Source organism: Ruegeria sp. CG1 (assembly GCF_056537265.1).
The window spans coordinates 976,893-993,931 of the sequence record NZ_JBQFRF010000001.1 but is presented as its reverse complement, the minus strand read 5'-3'; the positions used below and the strand labels follow the sequence as shown (position 1 = coordinate 993,931).

Below are 17,039 nucleotides of genomic sequence, written 5' to 3'. Positions count from 1 at the left end.
GGGGCTCATGTCCAGCGATACAACTCAAATGCGGCAGGAAATCAATGAGATACCTTTTGCCGTTGATCGGCTTCTCACTGATGGTGCCACGGCGATTACAAAGACGGCCAGCGCGATCCGCGCGCACGATCCCGGCTTCCTGATTTCGGTTGCGCGAGGTTCGTCGGACCATGCCTGCAGCTATCTGAAATACGCTTCGGAACTGCTGCTGGGCCTGCCCATGGCCTCGGTTGGGCCGAGCGTGAAATCGATCTACGGGGTCGATATGCGATGCCCGGGTGCGCTGTGTATTTCGGTATCTCAATCGGGTCAAAGCCCCGACATCGTACAGCTGACGAAGTCCCTGACAGAAGGCGGCGCATGTTCGGTGGCGATCACGAACGATACCACGTCTGCACTGGCCCAGAACGCCACCTCGGCTCTGCCCATCCTTGCAGGCCCCGAGCTTAGCGTGGCTGCCACCAAGACTTTCGTCACCTCTCTGGTCGCCGGGCTTTGGCTGTTGGCCGAGGTAAAGGGTGATGACACTTTGCTGGCTGCAATTCACAAATTGCCGGAAGATTTATCGCGGGCGATCACCTGCGATTGGAGCGCGGTGGTCGAGGCAGTCGATGGACAATCCCTGTTCACGTTGGGACGTGGGATGTCCTGGGCAATTTCGAATGAGGCGGCGCTGAAATTCAAGGAAACCTGCCAGATTCATGCGGAAAGCTATTCCTCGGCCGAAGTTCTGCATGGCCCGGTTTCGATCGTGGATCAGGGCTTTCCGGTGATTGCGTTCTCGTCCGGAGACGCGGCTGAGGCCAACATCGCCGAAGTCGCCGATGCGCTCGCAGCTAAGGGCGCAAAAGTCTTCGCAACGACCAATCAGGTGTCTGATGCCGTGAGGCTACCACATGTCCGCACCACGCACTGGATGACAGATCCGGTAGCCTCAATCGCTTCGTTCTACGGTATGGTCGAAACTGTGGCCACGCGCCGGGGCATCAATCCCGATGCGCCGCGTCACTTGCGGAAAGTGACGGAGACGGTATGACCGATGCGACGATCACCTTCGCGGGTGGGCCTATCTTTGATGGTAAAACCCTGAAGGACGGCCACGCCGCCCGTTTCGTCGGCGGGCTGCTCGACAGTATTTTGCCCGAAGCCGAGTTGCCTTCGGATGAGATGGTTCAGGATCTGTCGGGCGATATTTTAAGCCCCGGCTATGTAGATTTGCAGGTGAATGGCGGCGGAGGCGTCATGTTCAACGACGATCCATCGGTCGAGACAGTACAGCGTATTGCGGCGGCTCATCGCAAGCTTGGCGCGACGTCGATCCTTCCGACGCTGATCACGGACACGCCCGAAAAGACAACGGCTGCCATTTCTGCTGCTTCTCAGGCCATTCAGCGCGGAGTTCAGGGGATTGTCGGCTTGCATCTTGAGGGGCCGCATCTCTCGGTGCGACGCAAGGGCGCGCATGACGGCGGGCTGATCCGCCGGATGCAGGACGCTGATCTTGCACAGCTGATAGAAGCGGCAGGGGCGTTGCCTGCATTGATGGTTACGCTTGCGCCTGAAAGTGTCACGATTGCTCAGGTCGAAACGCTCAGCAAGGCAGGGGTCATCGTGTCGTTGGGGCACAGTGATGCCGAGTTTCAAACCTGCGTGGCTTACGCACAGGCGGGCGCGCACTGCGCCACCCATTTGTTTAACGCGATGAGTCAGTTGGGCAACCGCGAACCGGGGCTGGTTGGCGCAGTCTTGTCCAGCGGTGCGATGTCTGCCGGGTTGATAGCGGATGCAATCCATGTTCACCCGCAGACGATGCGCGCCGCCTTTGCAGCTAAACAGGGGCCGGGGCATCTGTTTCTGGTGAGCGACGCGATGGCCGTTGCTGGAACGGATCTGCGGGAATTCAAGCTGGAAGGGCGTGTCATCCAACGTGAAAACAGCAGGCTGACCTTACCGGATGGAACCCTGGCCGGGGCCGATCTGAACCTGACCACCGCGCTGCGCGTGTTGACAACGGATGTCGGCGTTTCACTGACGGACGCCTTGGCAGCGGCCACACGCATTCCGGCGGATATCATTTCCCAGCGCTCAATCGCGCGCCTGAACTTGATCTCGCAGGCCATTCGCATTTCTCCGGACTTGTCGCAGGCCCGTCCGGCGGTTGCTTAACCTCGCATTGCAACAAATTGCGAAACACCGCGTTTTTCGCATCTCGCCTCAACTGTAGCGGTTGTGTAAGACCTTAGGCGAACGTGGTTTGGGAATGTCTGTATGTATCAGATAATTGGAATAGTTGGCAGGGCATTGACCACCCGGATCGCGCAATGATCCAAACGCGTGGCGTTTTCATTGGTCAGCGTACGGATTGTTTGGGCGCGCGCCTGCTGATGATCCTGACCTGTATCCGTCTGGCCGAAGACTTTGGGACAGACTACCGGGTGAACTGGTTCTCGCAAGGCGCCGATGCGCCGGAGTTGGATCATCCTGAGGAGTTATTCACCAAAGACTGGATGGATGCGCATTTCCTTGATCAGGCAGAGTTCGACGCGATAAGCGCGACCGCTCTGCCAATTTGGGCCTTCCAACACGATCCATCGCCCGAGCGGCTGATCGACCATTTGGCTTCTGGCCGTTCGGTTCTGGTCGAAGAAGCGAGCGAGATATTTGGCTTCCCGTGGGAAGATATCGAAACCATCCGTCCCCGCTATCGCGATTTCATAAATAGCGTTGGATTTGTGGATGAGGTTCGTCAGATCATGGATCGCGCGGATCAGAAGCTCTCGGGGCAGGGGGTTTCGGCTTACCACATTCGGCGCGGAGAAATCCTGAACGGATTACCATGGAAGCATTCGATCTGGCCCGCCAAGATCGAACCTGACGAGTTTTACGAGGCCCATCTGGAGAAATCCAAGGGCCAGACGGCGATCATGTTTTCGGATCAGCCAGAGGTGATAGACCGTTTCAAGCAACGGTTTCCGGAGCTCATGCAGATGTCGGATATCGCTGATCTGTCGGCTCTGACCCGGGCGCAGCGGGACTTTCTGGAGCTTTTTGCGATGTCACGGGCGGATCAGGTGATCGCGCCACACATATCTGGCTTTTCAATGGCTGCAGCCCGGATTTCGGGGCAGCAGCGTAAAGTGTTCCGCGATGTATTGTCCAAGGATGAGATGCAGGCGGCCAATGCGCGGTTCATCGAACGGGTTGCGAAGGGGCCATCGGCCTTTCTGAATCCCTCAGAGGCGGCGCATATCTATTCAAAGGCGGTGCAACATCTGTCAGCGCAGGATCGCTGCGAAGAGGCGTATGATAATGCGAAACCTATTCTGGACGCCGGGGCCGACAACGCCTTTATGCCACTTCTGCAATCCCTGAACTGTTTTTACCTGTCGAAGTGGCAGGAAAGCGAGGCACATGCCAAAGAGGGATTGCAGAACCCGCATCTCTGGCCCGAAGACTATACTGTTTTGTGCGCGTTGCGCGGCGCTGTTCTTGGCATGCAGGGCAAGCGCGGTGCGGCGACGCTGCACTTTGCTAAAGCGTTCTGGTCCAAACCCTTACGGCCGGATGTTGTGGTGCTGGGGTCCAGAATGCTCTACCGCGCCCAACTTGCGCTTAGGCTAATGCCGCCTGTGGATTGGTCGTTGCAGAAGGTCGTTCGGCAACGCCGATTTCCACCGTTCAATAACCTGTATCTGGTTCAGCGCAATGTTGTTGTCAGGCGTCCTTGCAACTTCGATTTCATACTCTTGGATTGGGCCGAGTTGGCGCTGGATCAACGCGCAAGTCGTATCTTTGATCACCAACAAAGATTGGAAGCGCTTTCTACCTCACTCTATGAGGTTCACGACGTACCAGCAGACGACCCGCGATTGTTGGGCGCGAGGGTGATACTACAGAGGCATCTAGGGGAAATATCCGGAGCTCAGGCGATCGATAAAACCCGCCAGATCGTAGCTGGTGTGCCGGAAAGTGCCTTGTACCAAAAGCGGCTGGCCGAACTTTACGAAGCAGAAGGCGATACCGAAGCTGCGCATCGAACGATGGCTGAGGCGCTGGCTTGTGACCCGGAAAGCCCGTTTCTCATGTTCGCCATGGGTCACTTGCTTGAGCGGACGGGCAAGATCGGGCAGGGCGAGAAGCTTATTCTGAAAGCTGCCGATCTTGATGACGTGACCGTCGTTATTCAGGGCATGGCGGGCCAGATACACATGCGGCGCGGGAACAAGAACAAGGCACGTCCCTATCTTGAGAAAGCGCGCGATCTCTATCCGCCTCACAAGCGCTTTACCAATCAGCTGAACCGGCTTTCGGGTCAGGCCTGACGCTAATCCAGCGCGACCTCTTGCCGTAGTTTTCCGGTTGTCTTGTCGAAGATCAGAATCCGATTGTCCTCGGTCACGACCGCATACCAGTTGTTGCCGATGGTCAACGCTTGCGCTTTTGCGCCGTCCGGAAGTTCGATCTGGTCGGGCAGCTTCGGAGTGCGGTCCGATAGGCGGATGACAATCAGGGCGAATGTCACTAGAACCCCGCCAATCATTACCGCGGTCAACAGCATGACCATACGCCGCAGCAGTCGAAGCTGCGGTGTTTCCTGCGGTTCCTGAGGTTCGGAAGGGACAGTCATGGGCACCCGCCTGATAGAGTTTCATATCGCGGCCGCTCCGCCGCCCCGCCTTGATAAGGCGCTTGCGCGGGATGTGCCAGCGGAAGAGAACCTGTCGCGCACCCGGCTGGCCCGACTGATCAATGAGGGTGCCGTCACCGTTGATGGCGTCGCCGTTGAAGACCCCAAAGCTAAGATAACCGAAGGCGCGCAGATTGGGATCACCGTGGCCGAGGCCGAAGATAGTCATATCGGCGCTGAGGATATCCCACTTGAAGTCGTCTATGAGGATGACGATCTGATCGTGATCAACAAACCAGCAGGGATGGTCGTGCATCCGGCGCCGGGCTCGCCGAACGGTACGCTAGTCAATGCGCTGCTGCATCATTGCGGGGATGATCTCTCGGGTGTTGGGGGCGTCAAGCGCCCGGGCATCGTGCACCGGATCGACAAGGAAACCAGCGGGTTGCTGGTTGTGGCGAAATCGGATGCGGCGCATCACGGGCTGGCTGCCCAGTTCGAGGCGCATAGCGTCGAGCGCTATTATCGCGCGATCTGCTATGGTGTGCCGGATGCCAATGACCCTCGGTTGCGTGGGATCAAGGGTGTCAGTTTTGAGCCCGGCAACATCATGCGCCTAACAACTCAACTGGCGCGGCACAAGACGGATCGGCAAAAGCAGGCCGTGCTGTTTCACGGAGGCCGCCACGCAGTGACACGGGCGCGGATTGTCGAAGTTTTTGGAACGCCCGGCGGTCTGTCCTTGATCGAATGCTGGCTTGAGACGGGCCGAACGCATCAAATCCGTGTCCATATGGCCCATGCCGGCCACGGGCTTGTCGGAGACCCGGTTTACGGCGGAAAGCGCAAACTGGCCGCGCGGGCATTCACGCCCGAAACCGCCGAGGCGGTGCAGGCTTTCCCCCGCCAAGCTCTGCACGCAGCAGTGTTAGGCTTCGAACACCCGGTTTCGGGCCAGGCATTACGTTTTGAAGCCCCGCTGCCGCAGGATATGGCGGACCTGCTGGAAAATCTCAGAAAACCACTGAAATAAACTGCAAAGGCTTGTGAAAAAGGCCTTTTCAGCTTTCCTTTACATAGGGTTAATCTCAGACTGTTAACAGATCCTCTTGAATGTATTGGGTCTGGTACCCATATCCCATGTTAAGGGCTTAAACATTTGTCCAAGGGGCAGAAATAAATGGCAAATTACTCAAATCTTCCAGCGCCGACACCCGAGGGTGGGCTGAACCGCTATATGCAGGAGATTCGCAAGTTTCCTCTGCTGGAGCCGGAGGAAGAATATATGCTGGCCAAGCGCTGGGTCGAGGAACAGGATACCGAGGCCGCGCATAAAATGGTCACGTCTCATCTGCGCTTGGCGGCCAAGATCGCCATGGGATATCGCGGCTATGGCTTGCCGCAGGCCGAGGTGATTTCCGAAGCCAATGTGGGCCTGATGCAGGCGGTCAAGAAATTTGACCCCGAAAAAGGCTTCCGGTTGGCGACCTATGCCATGTGGTGGATCCGCGCTTCGATCCAGGAATACGTCCTTCGGTCGTGGTCGATGGTGAAACTGGGTACAACATCGGCGCAGAAAAAGCTGTTCTTCAACCTGCGTAAAGCAAAGGCACGCATTGGCGCGCTGGAAGAAGGTGATCTGCGTCCTGAAAACGTGGCCAAGATTGCAGAAGACCTCGGAGTGACCGAGGAAGAAGTGATCAGCATGAACCGTCGGATGTCCGGTGGCGATGCTTCGCTGAACGCGACCGTGGGGTCCGAAGGCGAAGGCACCATGCAGTGGCAGGATTGGCTGGAAGATGAAGATGCCGATCAGGCTGGCGACTACGAAGCGCGCGATGAATTGGAAGCCCGGCGCGAATTGCTCGCCGCTGCGCTGGATGTTCTGAATGATCGCGAGAAAGACATCCTGACTCAGCGCCGTCTGATGGACCAGGCTGTTACGCTGGAAGAGCTGAGCACGCAGTACAATGTCAGCCGTGAACGTATTCGTCAGATCGAAGTGCGCGCGTTCGAGAAGCTGCAAAAGAAGATGCGAGAGCTTGCGCGCGAAAAAGGTATGCTGGGTTCAAACTAACTCCAGACTGATATCAGCCCGCCATATGAGCGGGCTGATTGTTTTTGTTATGCGAAAATGAAATCGGACTCGGACAGGTGGCTTGCCCAGACGCCTGACAGATAGATGCTGTCTCCGTCGTCCAACTCGATCTTGGTCCCGAAGAACTTACCGTCGATATCGTCTTCGATGTCCTCAAAGCTGTTGATGCCATCGTATTCGGACAGGTCGATCTTGTCCTTGCCGACGCGGAAATCGACAATCCAGTCGTGACCGTCGCCTTCATCGAATACAAACGTATCCTTACCGCGCCCACCAAAGAGTTTGTCATTGCCTTCGCCGCCGTCGATGATGTCTTTCCCACGACCTCCGAAGATTTTGTCATGGCCTTCATCGCCACGCAGAATATCCTTTCCGCGCCCCCCGAAGATTATGTCGTTCCCGGCACCGCCAAGCGCCACATCATTGCCCGAGCCGGTGTTGATCACGTCATTGCCACCATCACCGTGAACAAAGTCTTTGCCGCGTCCGGTAAAGATGAATTCATCGCTGCTGTCACCCAGGATAAAGTCCGTGTTCTTTTTGCCCAGAATGCCCGACACCGAGACGGGTAGAAGTACGCCGTCAAGTACGTGAATGATACCGTTTGACGCATCCACGTCGAACGCGATCAAGCCGGGATCGTCGATGCCCGGATCGGCATCGCCCAGGCTGGGAGGATCGCTTTCAAGGTTCAGTTCGACTGACGACCCAAGCAGAGTTTGGATTTCAGCCCCGTCGCCTAGACCGACCACTGTGGTGCTGTCGAACTCACCATCGACCACGTGATACTTCAAAATGTTGGTTAGCATAGGGATAGGGTCTCCGCCGCCAAGCAGGGTGAGCGCCTTGATGATGTGGCCCAATGCTCCAGCCTCGTCATCCCCTTTATACCCAAGTGTTTGTGCCAGAGTAATAAAGGCGGCGTCATTTGGGGCAAAGACGGTCAGTTCTGCCTCAGGATTGTCCAGCGTTTCCGCCAGCCCGGCTGCAATCACCGCTTCGCGGAGAATGTCGAAATCCTGATTGTCGCTGTCAAACGTTCCGGGATCACCGCTTTTTAGCACTGTTCCTGTAATCGTATGTGTTGCTGGCATTTCATTAAGCCTCCCACCCTGTTTGCCGTTGCTCCGGATGTTGCCAGAGCACCATCCGAGCATGATTCAGTCGATGTTTGAGCTACGGCGGCAGTATCAGACTGGATCAACAAAACTGATTTGCGAGGGCAGGTTTGACGCAAATCGATTTTAGATTATCGATATAAAGTATAAGGTTATCGGGTTTTTTTAATCTCATCAAAAAATTTACCGAGGCGTATGATTTTCAAATAGATAGAGAAGGGACTGACTTATTGGCAGGTGGTTGATAGACAGATCAGGAACTGAATTACATTGAGCTCGCCGTGAGCGGGTTACATCAATTTTTAGGGGGCGCGCATGCATAAACCGGTCAATTGGGGTGTTCTGGGTGCAGCCAGATTCGCACGACAACACATGGCGCCCGCCATCCATGCGGCAGAGGGCGCGCGGCTGGCGGGGTTGGCGACCTCGGATACGGCCAAGGCCGAGCCCTTTGCCAGATATTGCCCTGATTTGAATGTCTACAACAGCTATGAGGCATTGCTAGCCGATCCTGAGATTGAGGCGGTGTACATCCCGCTGCCCAACCATCTTCACGTCGAATGGAGCCTGAAGGCGCTGGATGCGGGCAAGCATGTGCTGTGCGAAAAGCCGATGACCATGCGGGCCGATGAGTTTGACGCGCTGATCGCAAAGAGGGACCAGACGGGTTTGCTGGCTGCCGAAGCATATATGATCGTGCATCACCCTCAGTGGCATCTGACCCGTAAACTGATCGCGGACGGAGTGATCGGCCGGCTGGTCCATGTCACCGGGGCGTTCAGCTATGACAACCGGGCGGACACGGGCAACATCCGCAACCGTGCGGAAACCGGTGGGGGCGGGCTGCGTGACATCGGGGTGTATGTTATCGGCAGCGCTCGGTTTGCGACTGGGCAAGAGCCGGTCTCGGTCAACGGTGCGATCCGGTGGGAAAATGACGTGGATGTCTTCACCGAGATACGCGCGCAGTTTCCCGAATTTACCTATTCCGCCTACGTCTCTACACGCATGCATCCACATCAGGAAATGGTGTTTCACGGAGAAGGTGGCATGATCCGTCTAACCGCTCCGTTCAATGCCCGTGTGTTCGGCGAGGCGCGGGTTGAACTGCACCGACCGGGCCTTGAAGTTCTGGTGCCCCGGTTTCCAGCGGACAACCACTATCAATTGCAGGTCGAAGCGTTCTGCCGATCGGTTCGCGAAGGGGTTGAATATCCCTGTTCGTTGGAATTCGTGAGGGGTACACAAGAGGTTATCGATCAGGTCTTTGACGCCGCCGTTTCGCTCTAGCTTGCCACGCCTGTGGTGTCTCGCGTATCCTGTCCCGACCGGATCAGGAGGGCTAAATGGCAGGCGGCTGGGCGCGCGATGGCGCGGTGAGTGAACAGATCGAAGCGTCGATTTCAGATGAACTGGCGCGGATGCAGGCGCAAAAGCGACCTGTGGGCGAAAGCCTGACCCATTGTGCCGAATGCGAAGAACCGATCCCCGAAAAACGCCGCCTTGCTCTGCCCGGCGTAAAGCTCTGCCTGGATTGCCAGCAAGAGCGTGACAGCAGCTTCAAATCTCGCGGCGGGATCAATCGGCGGGGTTCGAAAGACAGTCAGTTGAAATAACGCGAGGAGCACCCGGTGAAGGATCAGCCGCAGAGATCAGTACTGCAAAACGGGTTGGTTCTTGGGTTCCTAGCCGCGTTTCTATGGGGCACGCACAGCGTTATCGTGCGATATTTGACTAGTGATCTCGGCGGGTTACAGATTGCCGTGTCTCGCCTGTTCATTGCTGCTTTTGCGATTTACTGCATGTTGCGGGTGATGGGCGCACGGGTTTCAATCCAGTACAGGGATTGGAACTTCCGGCTGGCGGTGTTGTCGACGGTGGTGAACTATATCCTGTTCCACATAGGTTTGGAACATACAGGTGCTGCTAATGCGATGGTGCTTGAGAATACCGCGCCGTTCTTCGTGTTGATATTTCTGTATTTCTTCGCGGATACCACCGTTGGCCGGACTGATGTATTGGCAACCCTGCTGGCGATCCTCGGTGTGTTTCTAACCGTCTATCGGGATTTTCAAGGCGGGGGAGAACCCCTGCTGGGCGATCTGATGGAAATCGGGGCGGGACTTAGCTGGGCGGTGTTCCTGATTTCCAGCAGCCGCGCGATGCAGTCATCGGAGACCACTGCCGAAAGGTTGAACTTCCTGTTTGGCATCTTTTTGTGTTCGGGCGTTTTGCTGGTGCCACTGGCGGCTTTTTCTATTCAGATGCCGACCGCAAACGACGTGATCTTCTTGATCCTTCTGGGCGTTTTGCCGACCGCGCTTGCCTATTATCTTTGGTACGAGGCCGCCGCCCGCGTGTCGACTTTGACGGCGACGTTGCTATTCGCCGCCTCGGTTGTGTTTACCTTTGTCAACTCGGCACTGTTTCTGGGCGCAACGATCACACCGCTTTCGATTGTTGGCGCGGTATTGATTGTCACGGCCATTTTCGTGACGACGATGAAATCAGCCAAAGAGAAATGAGGCAGCCATACAGGCTGCCTTTCAACTTTAGCTTTCCATCGCTTCCAGTTCGTCAATAAATCCCGAGATCATCGACAGGCCTTTGTCCCAGAACTCGGGATCACTGGCATCCAGTCCGAACGGGGCCAGAAGCTCTTTATGGTGCTTGGAGCCACCGGCACGCAGCATTTCGAAATACTTGTCCTCGAACCCGTCCGCACCGCTTTCGTAAACCGAATAGAGCGCGTTCACCAAGCCGTCGCCAAACGCATAGGCATAGACGTAGAACGGTGAGTGGACGAAGTGCGGGATATAGGCCCAGAAGGTCTCGTACCCGTCCATGAATTCGAATGCGGGGCCAAGGCTTTCAGCCTGAACGCTCATCCAAAGGGCGTTGATGTCGTCTGGTGTCAGCTCGCCCTCACGACGGGCGGCGTGCAGTTTGCATTCGAAGTCGTAGAAGGCGATCTGGCGAACGACTGTGTTGATCATGTCCTCGACCTTACCGGCCAGAAGCACCTTGCGCTGTTCCGCTGTCTCGGCCTGATCCAGCATTTTGCGGAAGGTCAGCATTTCACCAAAGACCGAAGCAGTTTCGGCCAAGGTCAGCGGGGTCGATGAAAGCATCTCGCCCTGATCGGCGGCCAATACCTGATGCACGCCGTGGCCCAATTCATGCGCCAAGGTCATCACATCGCGCGGTTTGCCCAGATAGTTGAGCATCACGTAGGGATGAACTTCGGTCACGGTGGGATGCGCAAAGGCGCCAGGCGCTTTGCCGGGCTTCACGGCCGCATCGATCCAACCCTTCGAGAAGAAGGGAGCTGCGATCTCACCCATCCGAGGATCAAACGCGTTATAGGCGTCCATCACCGTCTTCTCGGCCTCGGACCAATCGACGATGCGGGTGTCCTCCATCGGCAACGGAGCATTACGGTCCCACACTTGCATCACGTCCAGACCAAGCCATTTGCGTTTCAGTTCGTAGTAACGATGGCTCAGCTTGGGGTAGGCGGCCACAACGGCCTCGCGCAGGGCTTCGACCACTTCGGGCTCGACATCGTTCGACAGGTGACGACCGGTCTGGGCAGATGGCATTTTGCGCCAGCGATCAACGATCTCTTTTTCTTTGGCTTGCGTGTTATGAACGCGCGCGAAGGTTTTGATATTGCTTTGGAAAACGGTGGCGAGTTCGCGCGCTGCGGCTTCACGCTTGGCGCGATCCTGCTCGGTCAGCAGGTTCAGCGTACCTTCGATATTCAGCTCTTCACCATCGACGGTGAAGGTCAGGCCCGCGATTGTTTCGTCGAATAGGCGTTCCCACGCGTCGCCGACAACGCCGAGGTCGTGCAGGAATTTTTCCAACTCATCAGACAGTTGATAGGGTTTCATCGCGCGAATGCGACGGAACACGGGCTCGTATCGCGCCAGATCGGCATTGGCGGCAAAATGAGCAGCCAGCGCGTCATCGTCGATGCGATTCAGTTCCAGCGTGAAGAACACCAGAGGCGTGGTGAAGACGGTGATCTTCTCCTGCATGTCAGACAGGAACTTGGCGCGATCCGCGTCGGTGGTCAGTTGGTAATAGCGTAATCCGGCAAAGGACATGATCCGCCCGGCGATGGCGTTGATCTTTTCGTTGCGCAGCACGCAGGTCAGTAGTCCAGCTGCGTCCAATTCGGCCAGCTTACCCTCATAATCTGCGGCAAAGGACGCACATTCGCCCTCCAACCAGTCCAGATCGCGGGCCAGTTCGGGTGCATCTTCCGAGGCATAGAGGTCCGTCAGATCCCATTCCGGCAAATTGCCCAGATCATCGGCACCGCCGCCTGCATTTGCGTCACGGACGGGAAAGGGAAGGTCGCGCATGGAACACCTCGAATAAACTGCGTTGGCAAACATTTAGGCGCGGCGTGTCCGGATCACAAGCAAGCTGTCTGGTCAAACCTTAATGACAGGGCTCGGGTTTTGGTTTCGCCGCGGCTGCCGCGAAATGTGCAGCAAGTTGATCAAAGACCGGCCCGCGCACCTCGGGTGCCTCCATCAGAACTTCGTGTTCGCCGTTGGGAATCTCGACCAGAGTACCGCTAGGCCAGTTGGCCATACGTGCCCGAATGGCCTTGCGGTCCACGATCTGTTCGTGGCTGCCCAAGAAGGTCAGGGCAGGGATCTCGGGCGCGGTCTGTACCATCAGCCAGGTGCATTCATCCAGCGCCTCACGCAGCCAGATGGTGGACGGTGCACCCAAAGCAAGTTCAGGGTGTGCGGCCAACTGATCCTGCATCATTCGGTACATCGCCGGATCGCGTGTCAGCACGTTTCCTTCGAAGGGCTGTGAGGCCACATAGCTCTCCAGCGTGGTGGTGGGCGGTGTTTTCTCGCCCAAGCCCAAGCGTGGCCCCCAATAGGCAGTTAGCTGGCTGAGCGGCTTCATGATTGGTGTAAAGAAAATCCCCCACATCGGGCCCGTAAAGGCGCAGGCCGCAAAATCAGCCCCCTCCAGAACGGCGCGAAGCCCGATAGCCCCGCCCATGGAATGGCCTATGACGTACCAAGGCTTGGGCAACTCCAGTTTTTCGGCCAGTTTCAGTATTGAGCGAACGTCGTGCTGGTAATCGGTAAATTGTTCGACATGACCGATCCGCGGATCATCCAGCAGGCGATCTGCAAGCCCTTGCCCGCGCCAATCGACCGCGAGACTTGCAAAGCCCCGGTTCACAAATTCCTTGGCGGTATCACCATATTTTTCGATGTATTCCGTGCGACCGGGGAACAGCATCACCGTGCCGTGCGCATCGCCGTCGGGCAGCCAATGTGCCACGCGGATACGTTTGCCATCTTCGGTGATCAGCCAATGCGCCGCACCATCGGCAGGGCCGCCGGCCACGTCTTCGAATAAGGGGGCCGGCGAAAACTCCATCAGGCCAGCACCGAGGCGAGTTTCATGGCAATACCCATGTCTCCGTCAACGCTCAGCTTGCCGGACATGAACGCACCGGTTGGGTTCAGGTCACCGCTGAGGATCTGTTCAAAGGTGTCCGCATCGGCGCTGAGGGTCACATCAGCATCTTCGTCGCTTACCCGCGCACCGCTTGCATCCAGAATGATAGAACCCAGATCGGCAATGGCAAATTTGGCTGACGCATCGAAATCGCCGCCCGACAGTTTCTCATTCAATGCCGCCGCGGCTTTTTCCAGAATATCGCTCATGGTCTTCCTCATATTGTTCATGCGCCGTGAATGGACATCCCCGGTCGCTACGCTACACTGACCATTGTTATGGGTATTGCAATCACCAATCTCAAACGTACCGTCGCGGCACTTGCCGTCATAGTCACGTTTTCCACCAGTTGCATCGCGCAGCAGGCGGATTCGCGGGACGAGGCATCACTGTTGCAGCAACTGGCGCAATCGACGCCCGAACAGGCCATCGGATTGGATCGGCAATTGCAGGCGCTGTGGTCACAATCAGGTTCGGCTTCGGCGGATTTGCTGTTGGAACGCGGACGCGAAGCGCTGGATGACGGGGATGTCGAGGCCGCGCTTGATCATTTGACGGCGCTTACCGATCACGCACCCGAATTTGCCGAGGGTTGGCATGTGCGCGCTTCGGTTTTCTTCGGCATTGACAGGTTTGGCATGGCTGCGGCGGATCTTGAACAGGCATTGACCCTGAATCCGAACAACTACGACGCTATCTACGGCCTTGGCCTCATCTTTGAGATCGTGGGTAAGCCAGAACAAGCACTTGAGGCCTATTCACGTGCGCTGGCTATACATCCCCATCATGAAGAAGTAACCAATGCCGTGAATCGGCTGAAGCCTCAGGTTGAAGGCAAGGCGCTGTAAGTCTCAGGGCGCAGGGGGCAAAGGTGAGCGGGTCATCCCGGGTAGTGGCCGTACTTGGCCCGACGAACACAGGTAAAACTCACTACGCGATTGAACGTATGCTGGGGTACCGGACCGGTGTCATCGGTCTGCCGCTGCGGCTGCTCGCGCGCGAGGTCTATGACAAGATTGTCGCTATTCGCGGTCCGTCTGTGGTGGCGCTGGTGACAGGCGAGGAACGGATCGTACCGCCGCGCACCCAATACTGGGTCTGTACAGTTGAGGCGATGCCAGAAGGCATGGGCACTGATTTTGTGGCGATTGACGAAATTCAGCTTTGCGTGGACCCCGAACGCGGCCATGTCTTTACTGACCGCCTGTTGCGGTCGCGCGGCACCAATGAAACGCTATTCCTCGGCTCTGACACCATGCGCGGCCCCATCGCGGCCCTTGTGCCCGAAGCGCAGTTCATCCGGCGTGAACGGATGTCTCAGCTGGTCTATTCCGGTTCGAAAAAGATCAGCCGAATGCCTGCGCGCAGTGCGATCGTCGGATTCTCGGTCGATAACGTCTATGCGATCGCCGAGCTGCTTCGTCGCCAAAAGGGCGGGGCGGCGGTCGTCATGGGGGCGCTCAGCCCTCGCACGCGGAATGCGCAGGTTGACCTCTATCAAAACGGTGAGGTTGATTATCTGGTGGCTACGGATGCCATCGGTATGGGGTTGAACCTGGATGTGAACCATGTGGCGTTCTCATCTCTGACCAAGTTTGATGGCCGCCGAATGCGGCCTCTGGCCCCCAACGAGTTGGCCCAGATCGCAGGACGGGCCGGGCGCGGAATGTCGGATGGCACGTTTGGTGTGACGGGCGAGGCTCCGCCGCTGGATGAGGGCGTAGCCCAAGCCATTATGGACAGCCGGTTCACGCCTATGAAAAAGTTGAATTGGCGGAATGCCGCTTTGCGGTTCGGCTCAATCGACGCACTAATCGACTCGCTTGAGGTCAGCCCAGACAATGAGCACCTGATCAAAGCGCGGCCAGCTGACGATCTGAACGTCCTGAAATCTCTGTCCCAAGTCACCGAAGTCGTTGCCCGTGCCAGCGATGGACCGTCGATCCGTTTGCTATGGGATGTGTGCAGAATCCCCGATTTTCGCGGCATCAGCCATGCCGAACATGCCAGCCTGCTTGAGGTGATCTATGGCCATCTGCATGAGCGCGGAAGTATCCCCGATGATTTCATGGCGCGGCAAATCCGCCGTATCGACCAAACCCATGGCGACATTGATGCATTGTCCAAAAGGTTGGCATATATTCGCACTTGGACATATGTTGCGCAACGAAACGGTTGGGTGCGTGACGAATCCCATTGGCGCGAGGAAACGCGCACTGTAGAAGACAGGCTGTCGGACGCTCTTCACGACCGTTTGACTCAGCGATTTGTGGACCGGCGCACGTCAGTGTTGCTGCGCCGGCTCAAACAGAAGGAGGCCCTTTTGGCCGAAGTAAATGACAAGGGTGAAGTGACCGTCGAAGGCGAATTCGTCGGTCGTCTGGAAGGGTTCCGGTTTACCCCGGACAAAAGCGCGCAGGGGACTGAAGCGAAAGCCTTGAAGTCAGCCTCTCTGCAAGCACTCGCGCCGCAATTCCATCTGCGTGCCGATCGCTTCTACAATGCGCCCGATACCGAAATTGATTTCACCGATCAGGGTGGCCTGATGTGGGGCGAGTATGCCGTGGGCAAACTTGTTGCCGGTGCCGAGCCTCTCAAGCCTGTGGTCGAGGTTTTTGTCGATGAGGCCGCCGGGCCGGACGTGGAACAGAAGGTTCAGCGCCGCCTGCAGCATTTCATCGACCGCAAAGTGGCAGCCCTGTTCGAGCCGCTGCTGAACCTGTCGCGGGATGAGGAGCTGAGCGGTCTGGCCAAAGGTTTTGCCTTCCGCATGGTCGAGGCGCTGGGCGTTCTGCCGCGCGCGCAGGTCGCGCAAGAGGTCAAGGATCTGGATCAGGATGCCCGTGGTGCACTGCGTAAACATGGCATCCGGTTCGGTCAATTCACCATCTTCATGCCGCTGCTGCTGAAACCCGCGCCAACGCGCCTGCGTCTGGTACTTTGGGCATTGTCCGGTGGCTTGCAGGAGTTCCCCGAAGCACCACCTCCGGGTCTGGTTACCGTTCCGGTCGCCAAGGACGCGCCGCAGGGCTATGACACCATGTGCGGCTACCGCGATGCGGGCGAACGCTCGATCCGGATCGATATGCTGGAACGGTTGGCCGACATGCTGCGGTCCGAGGATAGCCGCGGTGGGTTCGAAGCCAAACCCGACATGTTGTCAATTACCGGCATGACCTTGGAACAGTTTGCAGACCTGATGCAGGGACTGGGTTACAAGGCCGAACGCGGCGAACGTGAGAAGGCCAAACCGGTCCCCACGGAGCAGCCTGTGGCGGAAGCTGAGGAACAACCCGTCGTCGATGAGACACCGACCGCAAATGCCGAAGCGGATGACGTCGGTATAACCGCCGAGACGGCAGCCGAAGCCTCCGAAAGCACCGAGGCGGCAACCGAGGCTCCGGCCACTGAGAAATCAGCAGAGTCCAAATCGGATGAGCCCGAAATTGAGGTGTTCTACACCTTCACTTGGGGGCGCCAACGTCAGCAAAACCGTGGTCCGCGTCGCGAGCAGGGGCAGGGCAAGGGCAAGCCGCGTGGTAAACCTCAGGGCAAGCCGCATAGCAAGAAGGGGGGCAAGCCTCAGGGCGCCAAGACCTTCTCGTCACGGCCACCCAAAAAGGAAAAGGCAATCGATCCCGATAACCCATTTGCGGCAGCGTTGATGGGTCTGAAGGACGGCAACTGATCC

General features: G+C 57.3%; 15 protein-coding genes. 10 read left to right on the top strand and 5 right to left on the bottom strand.

All coding sequences use genetic code 11. The features are described from left to right. Window positions 1–7: 7 nt before the first annotated feature. From ACR0AU_RS04970 to ACR0AU_RS04960, 3 genes are all read left to right on the top strand, one after another. Entirely contained in the window at window positions 8–1,036 is a 1,029-nt protein-coding gene (locus ACR0AU_RS04970) for an SIS domain-containing protein (protein WP_170510526.1), read from the top strand. Beyond that, window positions 1,033–2,166: an N-acetylglucosamine-6-phosphate deacetylase gene (gene nagA, locus ACR0AU_RS04965; RefSeq protein ID WP_170510523.1), complete on the top strand. Its 1,134-nt coding sequence runs from the start codon at window positions 1,033–1,035 to the stop codon at window positions 2,164–2,166. Before ACR0AU_RS04970 ends, nagA begins: the two co-directional genes overlap by 4 nt. A gap of 155 nt (window positions 2,167–2,321) precedes the next feature. After that, on the top strand, window positions 2,322–4,322 hold the full coding sequence (locus ACR0AU_RS04960) for a tetratricopeptide repeat protein (RefSeq protein ID WP_480795352.1): 2,001 nt from the start codon (window positions 2,322–2,324) through the stop codon (window positions 4,320–4,322). Window positions 4,323–4,324: 2 nt separating this feature from the next. Here ACR0AU_RS04960 and ACR0AU_RS04955 read toward each other — a convergent pair whose 3' ends face one another. Beyond that, window positions 4,325–4,627, bottom strand: a complete 303-nt coding sequence (locus tag ACR0AU_RS04955) for a DUF6476 family protein (RefSeq protein ID WP_170563212.1) — start codon at window positions 4,625–4,627, stop codon at window positions 4,325–4,327. On the opposite strand from ACR0AU_RS04955, the gene ACR0AU_RS04950 reads away from it, so the two are divergent. Continuing rightward, complete coding sequence (locus ACR0AU_RS04950; protein ID WP_170801181.1) at window positions 4,626–5,660, top strand: RluA family pseudouridine synthase; 1,035 nt, start codon at window positions 4,626–4,628, stop codon at window positions 5,658–5,660. The genes ACR0AU_RS04955 and ACR0AU_RS04950 overlap by 2 nt on opposite strands. A 147-nt stretch (window positions 5,661–5,807) precedes the next feature. Then, window positions 5,808–6,704, top strand: coding sequence for an RNA polymerase sigma factor RpoH (rpoH, locus tag ACR0AU_RS04945; protein ID WP_170393423.1), 897 nt, complete (start codon window positions 5,808–5,810; stop codon window positions 6,702–6,704). Between the two features lie 47 nt (window positions 6,705–6,751). Here the strand turns inward: rpoH and ACR0AU_RS04940 are convergent, their stop codons facing one another. Further along, entirely contained in the window at window positions 6,752–7,819 is a 1,068-nt protein-coding gene (locus tag ACR0AU_RS04940; RefSeq protein ID WP_480795351.1) for a fasciclin domain-containing protein, read from the bottom strand. 339 nt (window positions 7,820–8,158) lie between these two features. On the opposite strand from ACR0AU_RS04940, the gene ACR0AU_RS04935 reads away from it, so the two are divergent. From ACR0AU_RS04935 to ACR0AU_RS04925, 3 genes are read left to right on the top strand one after another with little or no spacing between them, the layout of a single operon-like run. Further along, window positions 8,159–9,133 carry a Gfo/Idh/MocA family protein gene (locus ACR0AU_RS04935; RefSeq protein WP_170731899.1) on the top strand — a complete coding sequence of 325 codons (975 nt, stop codon included), beginning with the start codon at window positions 8,159–8,161 and terminating at the stop codon, window positions 9,131–9,133. Window positions 9,134–9,189: 56 nt separating this feature from the next. Next, window positions 9,190–9,459 carry a DksA/TraR family C4-type zinc finger protein gene (locus tag ACR0AU_RS04930; RefSeq protein WP_170393417.1) on the top strand — a complete coding sequence of 90 codons (270 nt, stop codon included), beginning with the start codon at window positions 9,190–9,192 and terminating at the stop codon, window positions 9,457–9,459. Between the two features lie 15 nt (window positions 9,460–9,474). After that, window positions 9,475–10,368, top strand: coding sequence for a DMT family transporter (locus ACR0AU_RS04925; protein WP_170393415.1), 894 nt, complete (start codon window positions 9,475–9,477; stop codon window positions 10,366–10,368). A gap of 27 nt (window positions 10,369–10,395) precedes the next feature. Here the strand turns inward: ACR0AU_RS04925 and ACR0AU_RS04920 are convergent, their stop codons facing one another. The 3 genes from ACR0AU_RS04920 to ACR0AU_RS04910 form a co-directional block, all read right to left on the bottom strand. Continuing rightward, on the bottom strand, window positions 10,396–12,216 hold the full coding sequence (locus ACR0AU_RS04920; RefSeq protein ID WP_480795350.1) for a M3 family oligoendopeptidase: 1,821 nt from the start codon (window positions 12,214–12,216) through the stop codon (window positions 10,396–10,398). Between the two features lie 79 nt (window positions 12,217–12,295). Then, window positions 12,296–13,267: an alpha/beta fold hydrolase gene (locus ACR0AU_RS04915; protein ID WP_480795349.1), complete on the bottom strand. Its 972-nt coding sequence runs from the start codon at window positions 13,265–13,267 to the stop codon at window positions 12,296–12,298. After that, window positions 13,267–13,557, bottom strand: a complete 291-nt coding sequence (locus tag ACR0AU_RS04910) for an SCP2 sterol-binding domain-containing protein (protein ID WP_170393409.1) — start codon at window positions 13,555–13,557, stop codon at window positions 13,267–13,269. Before ACR0AU_RS04910 ends, ACR0AU_RS04915 begins: the two co-directional genes overlap by 1 nt. 30 nt (window positions 13,558–13,587) lie before the next feature. Here ACR0AU_RS04910 and ACR0AU_RS04905 point away from each other — a divergent pair, with 30 nt between their 5' ends. Together ACR0AU_RS04905 and ACR0AU_RS04900 are read left to right on the top strand one after the other, a co-directional pair. Beyond that, the gene (locus ACR0AU_RS04905; RefSeq protein ID WP_170405089.1) at window positions 13,588–14,196 is read left to right on the top strand and encodes a tetratricopeptide repeat protein; all 609 of its coding nucleotides are present in this window, start codon (window positions 13,588–13,590) and stop codon (window positions 14,194–14,196) included. Window positions 14,197–14,219: 23 nt separating this feature from the next. Next, complete coding sequence (locus ACR0AU_RS04900; RefSeq protein WP_480795348.1) at window positions 14,220–17,036, top strand: helicase-related protein; 2,817 nt, start codon at window positions 14,220–14,222, stop codon at window positions 17,034–17,036. Window positions 17,037–17,039: the final 3 nt, after the last annotated feature.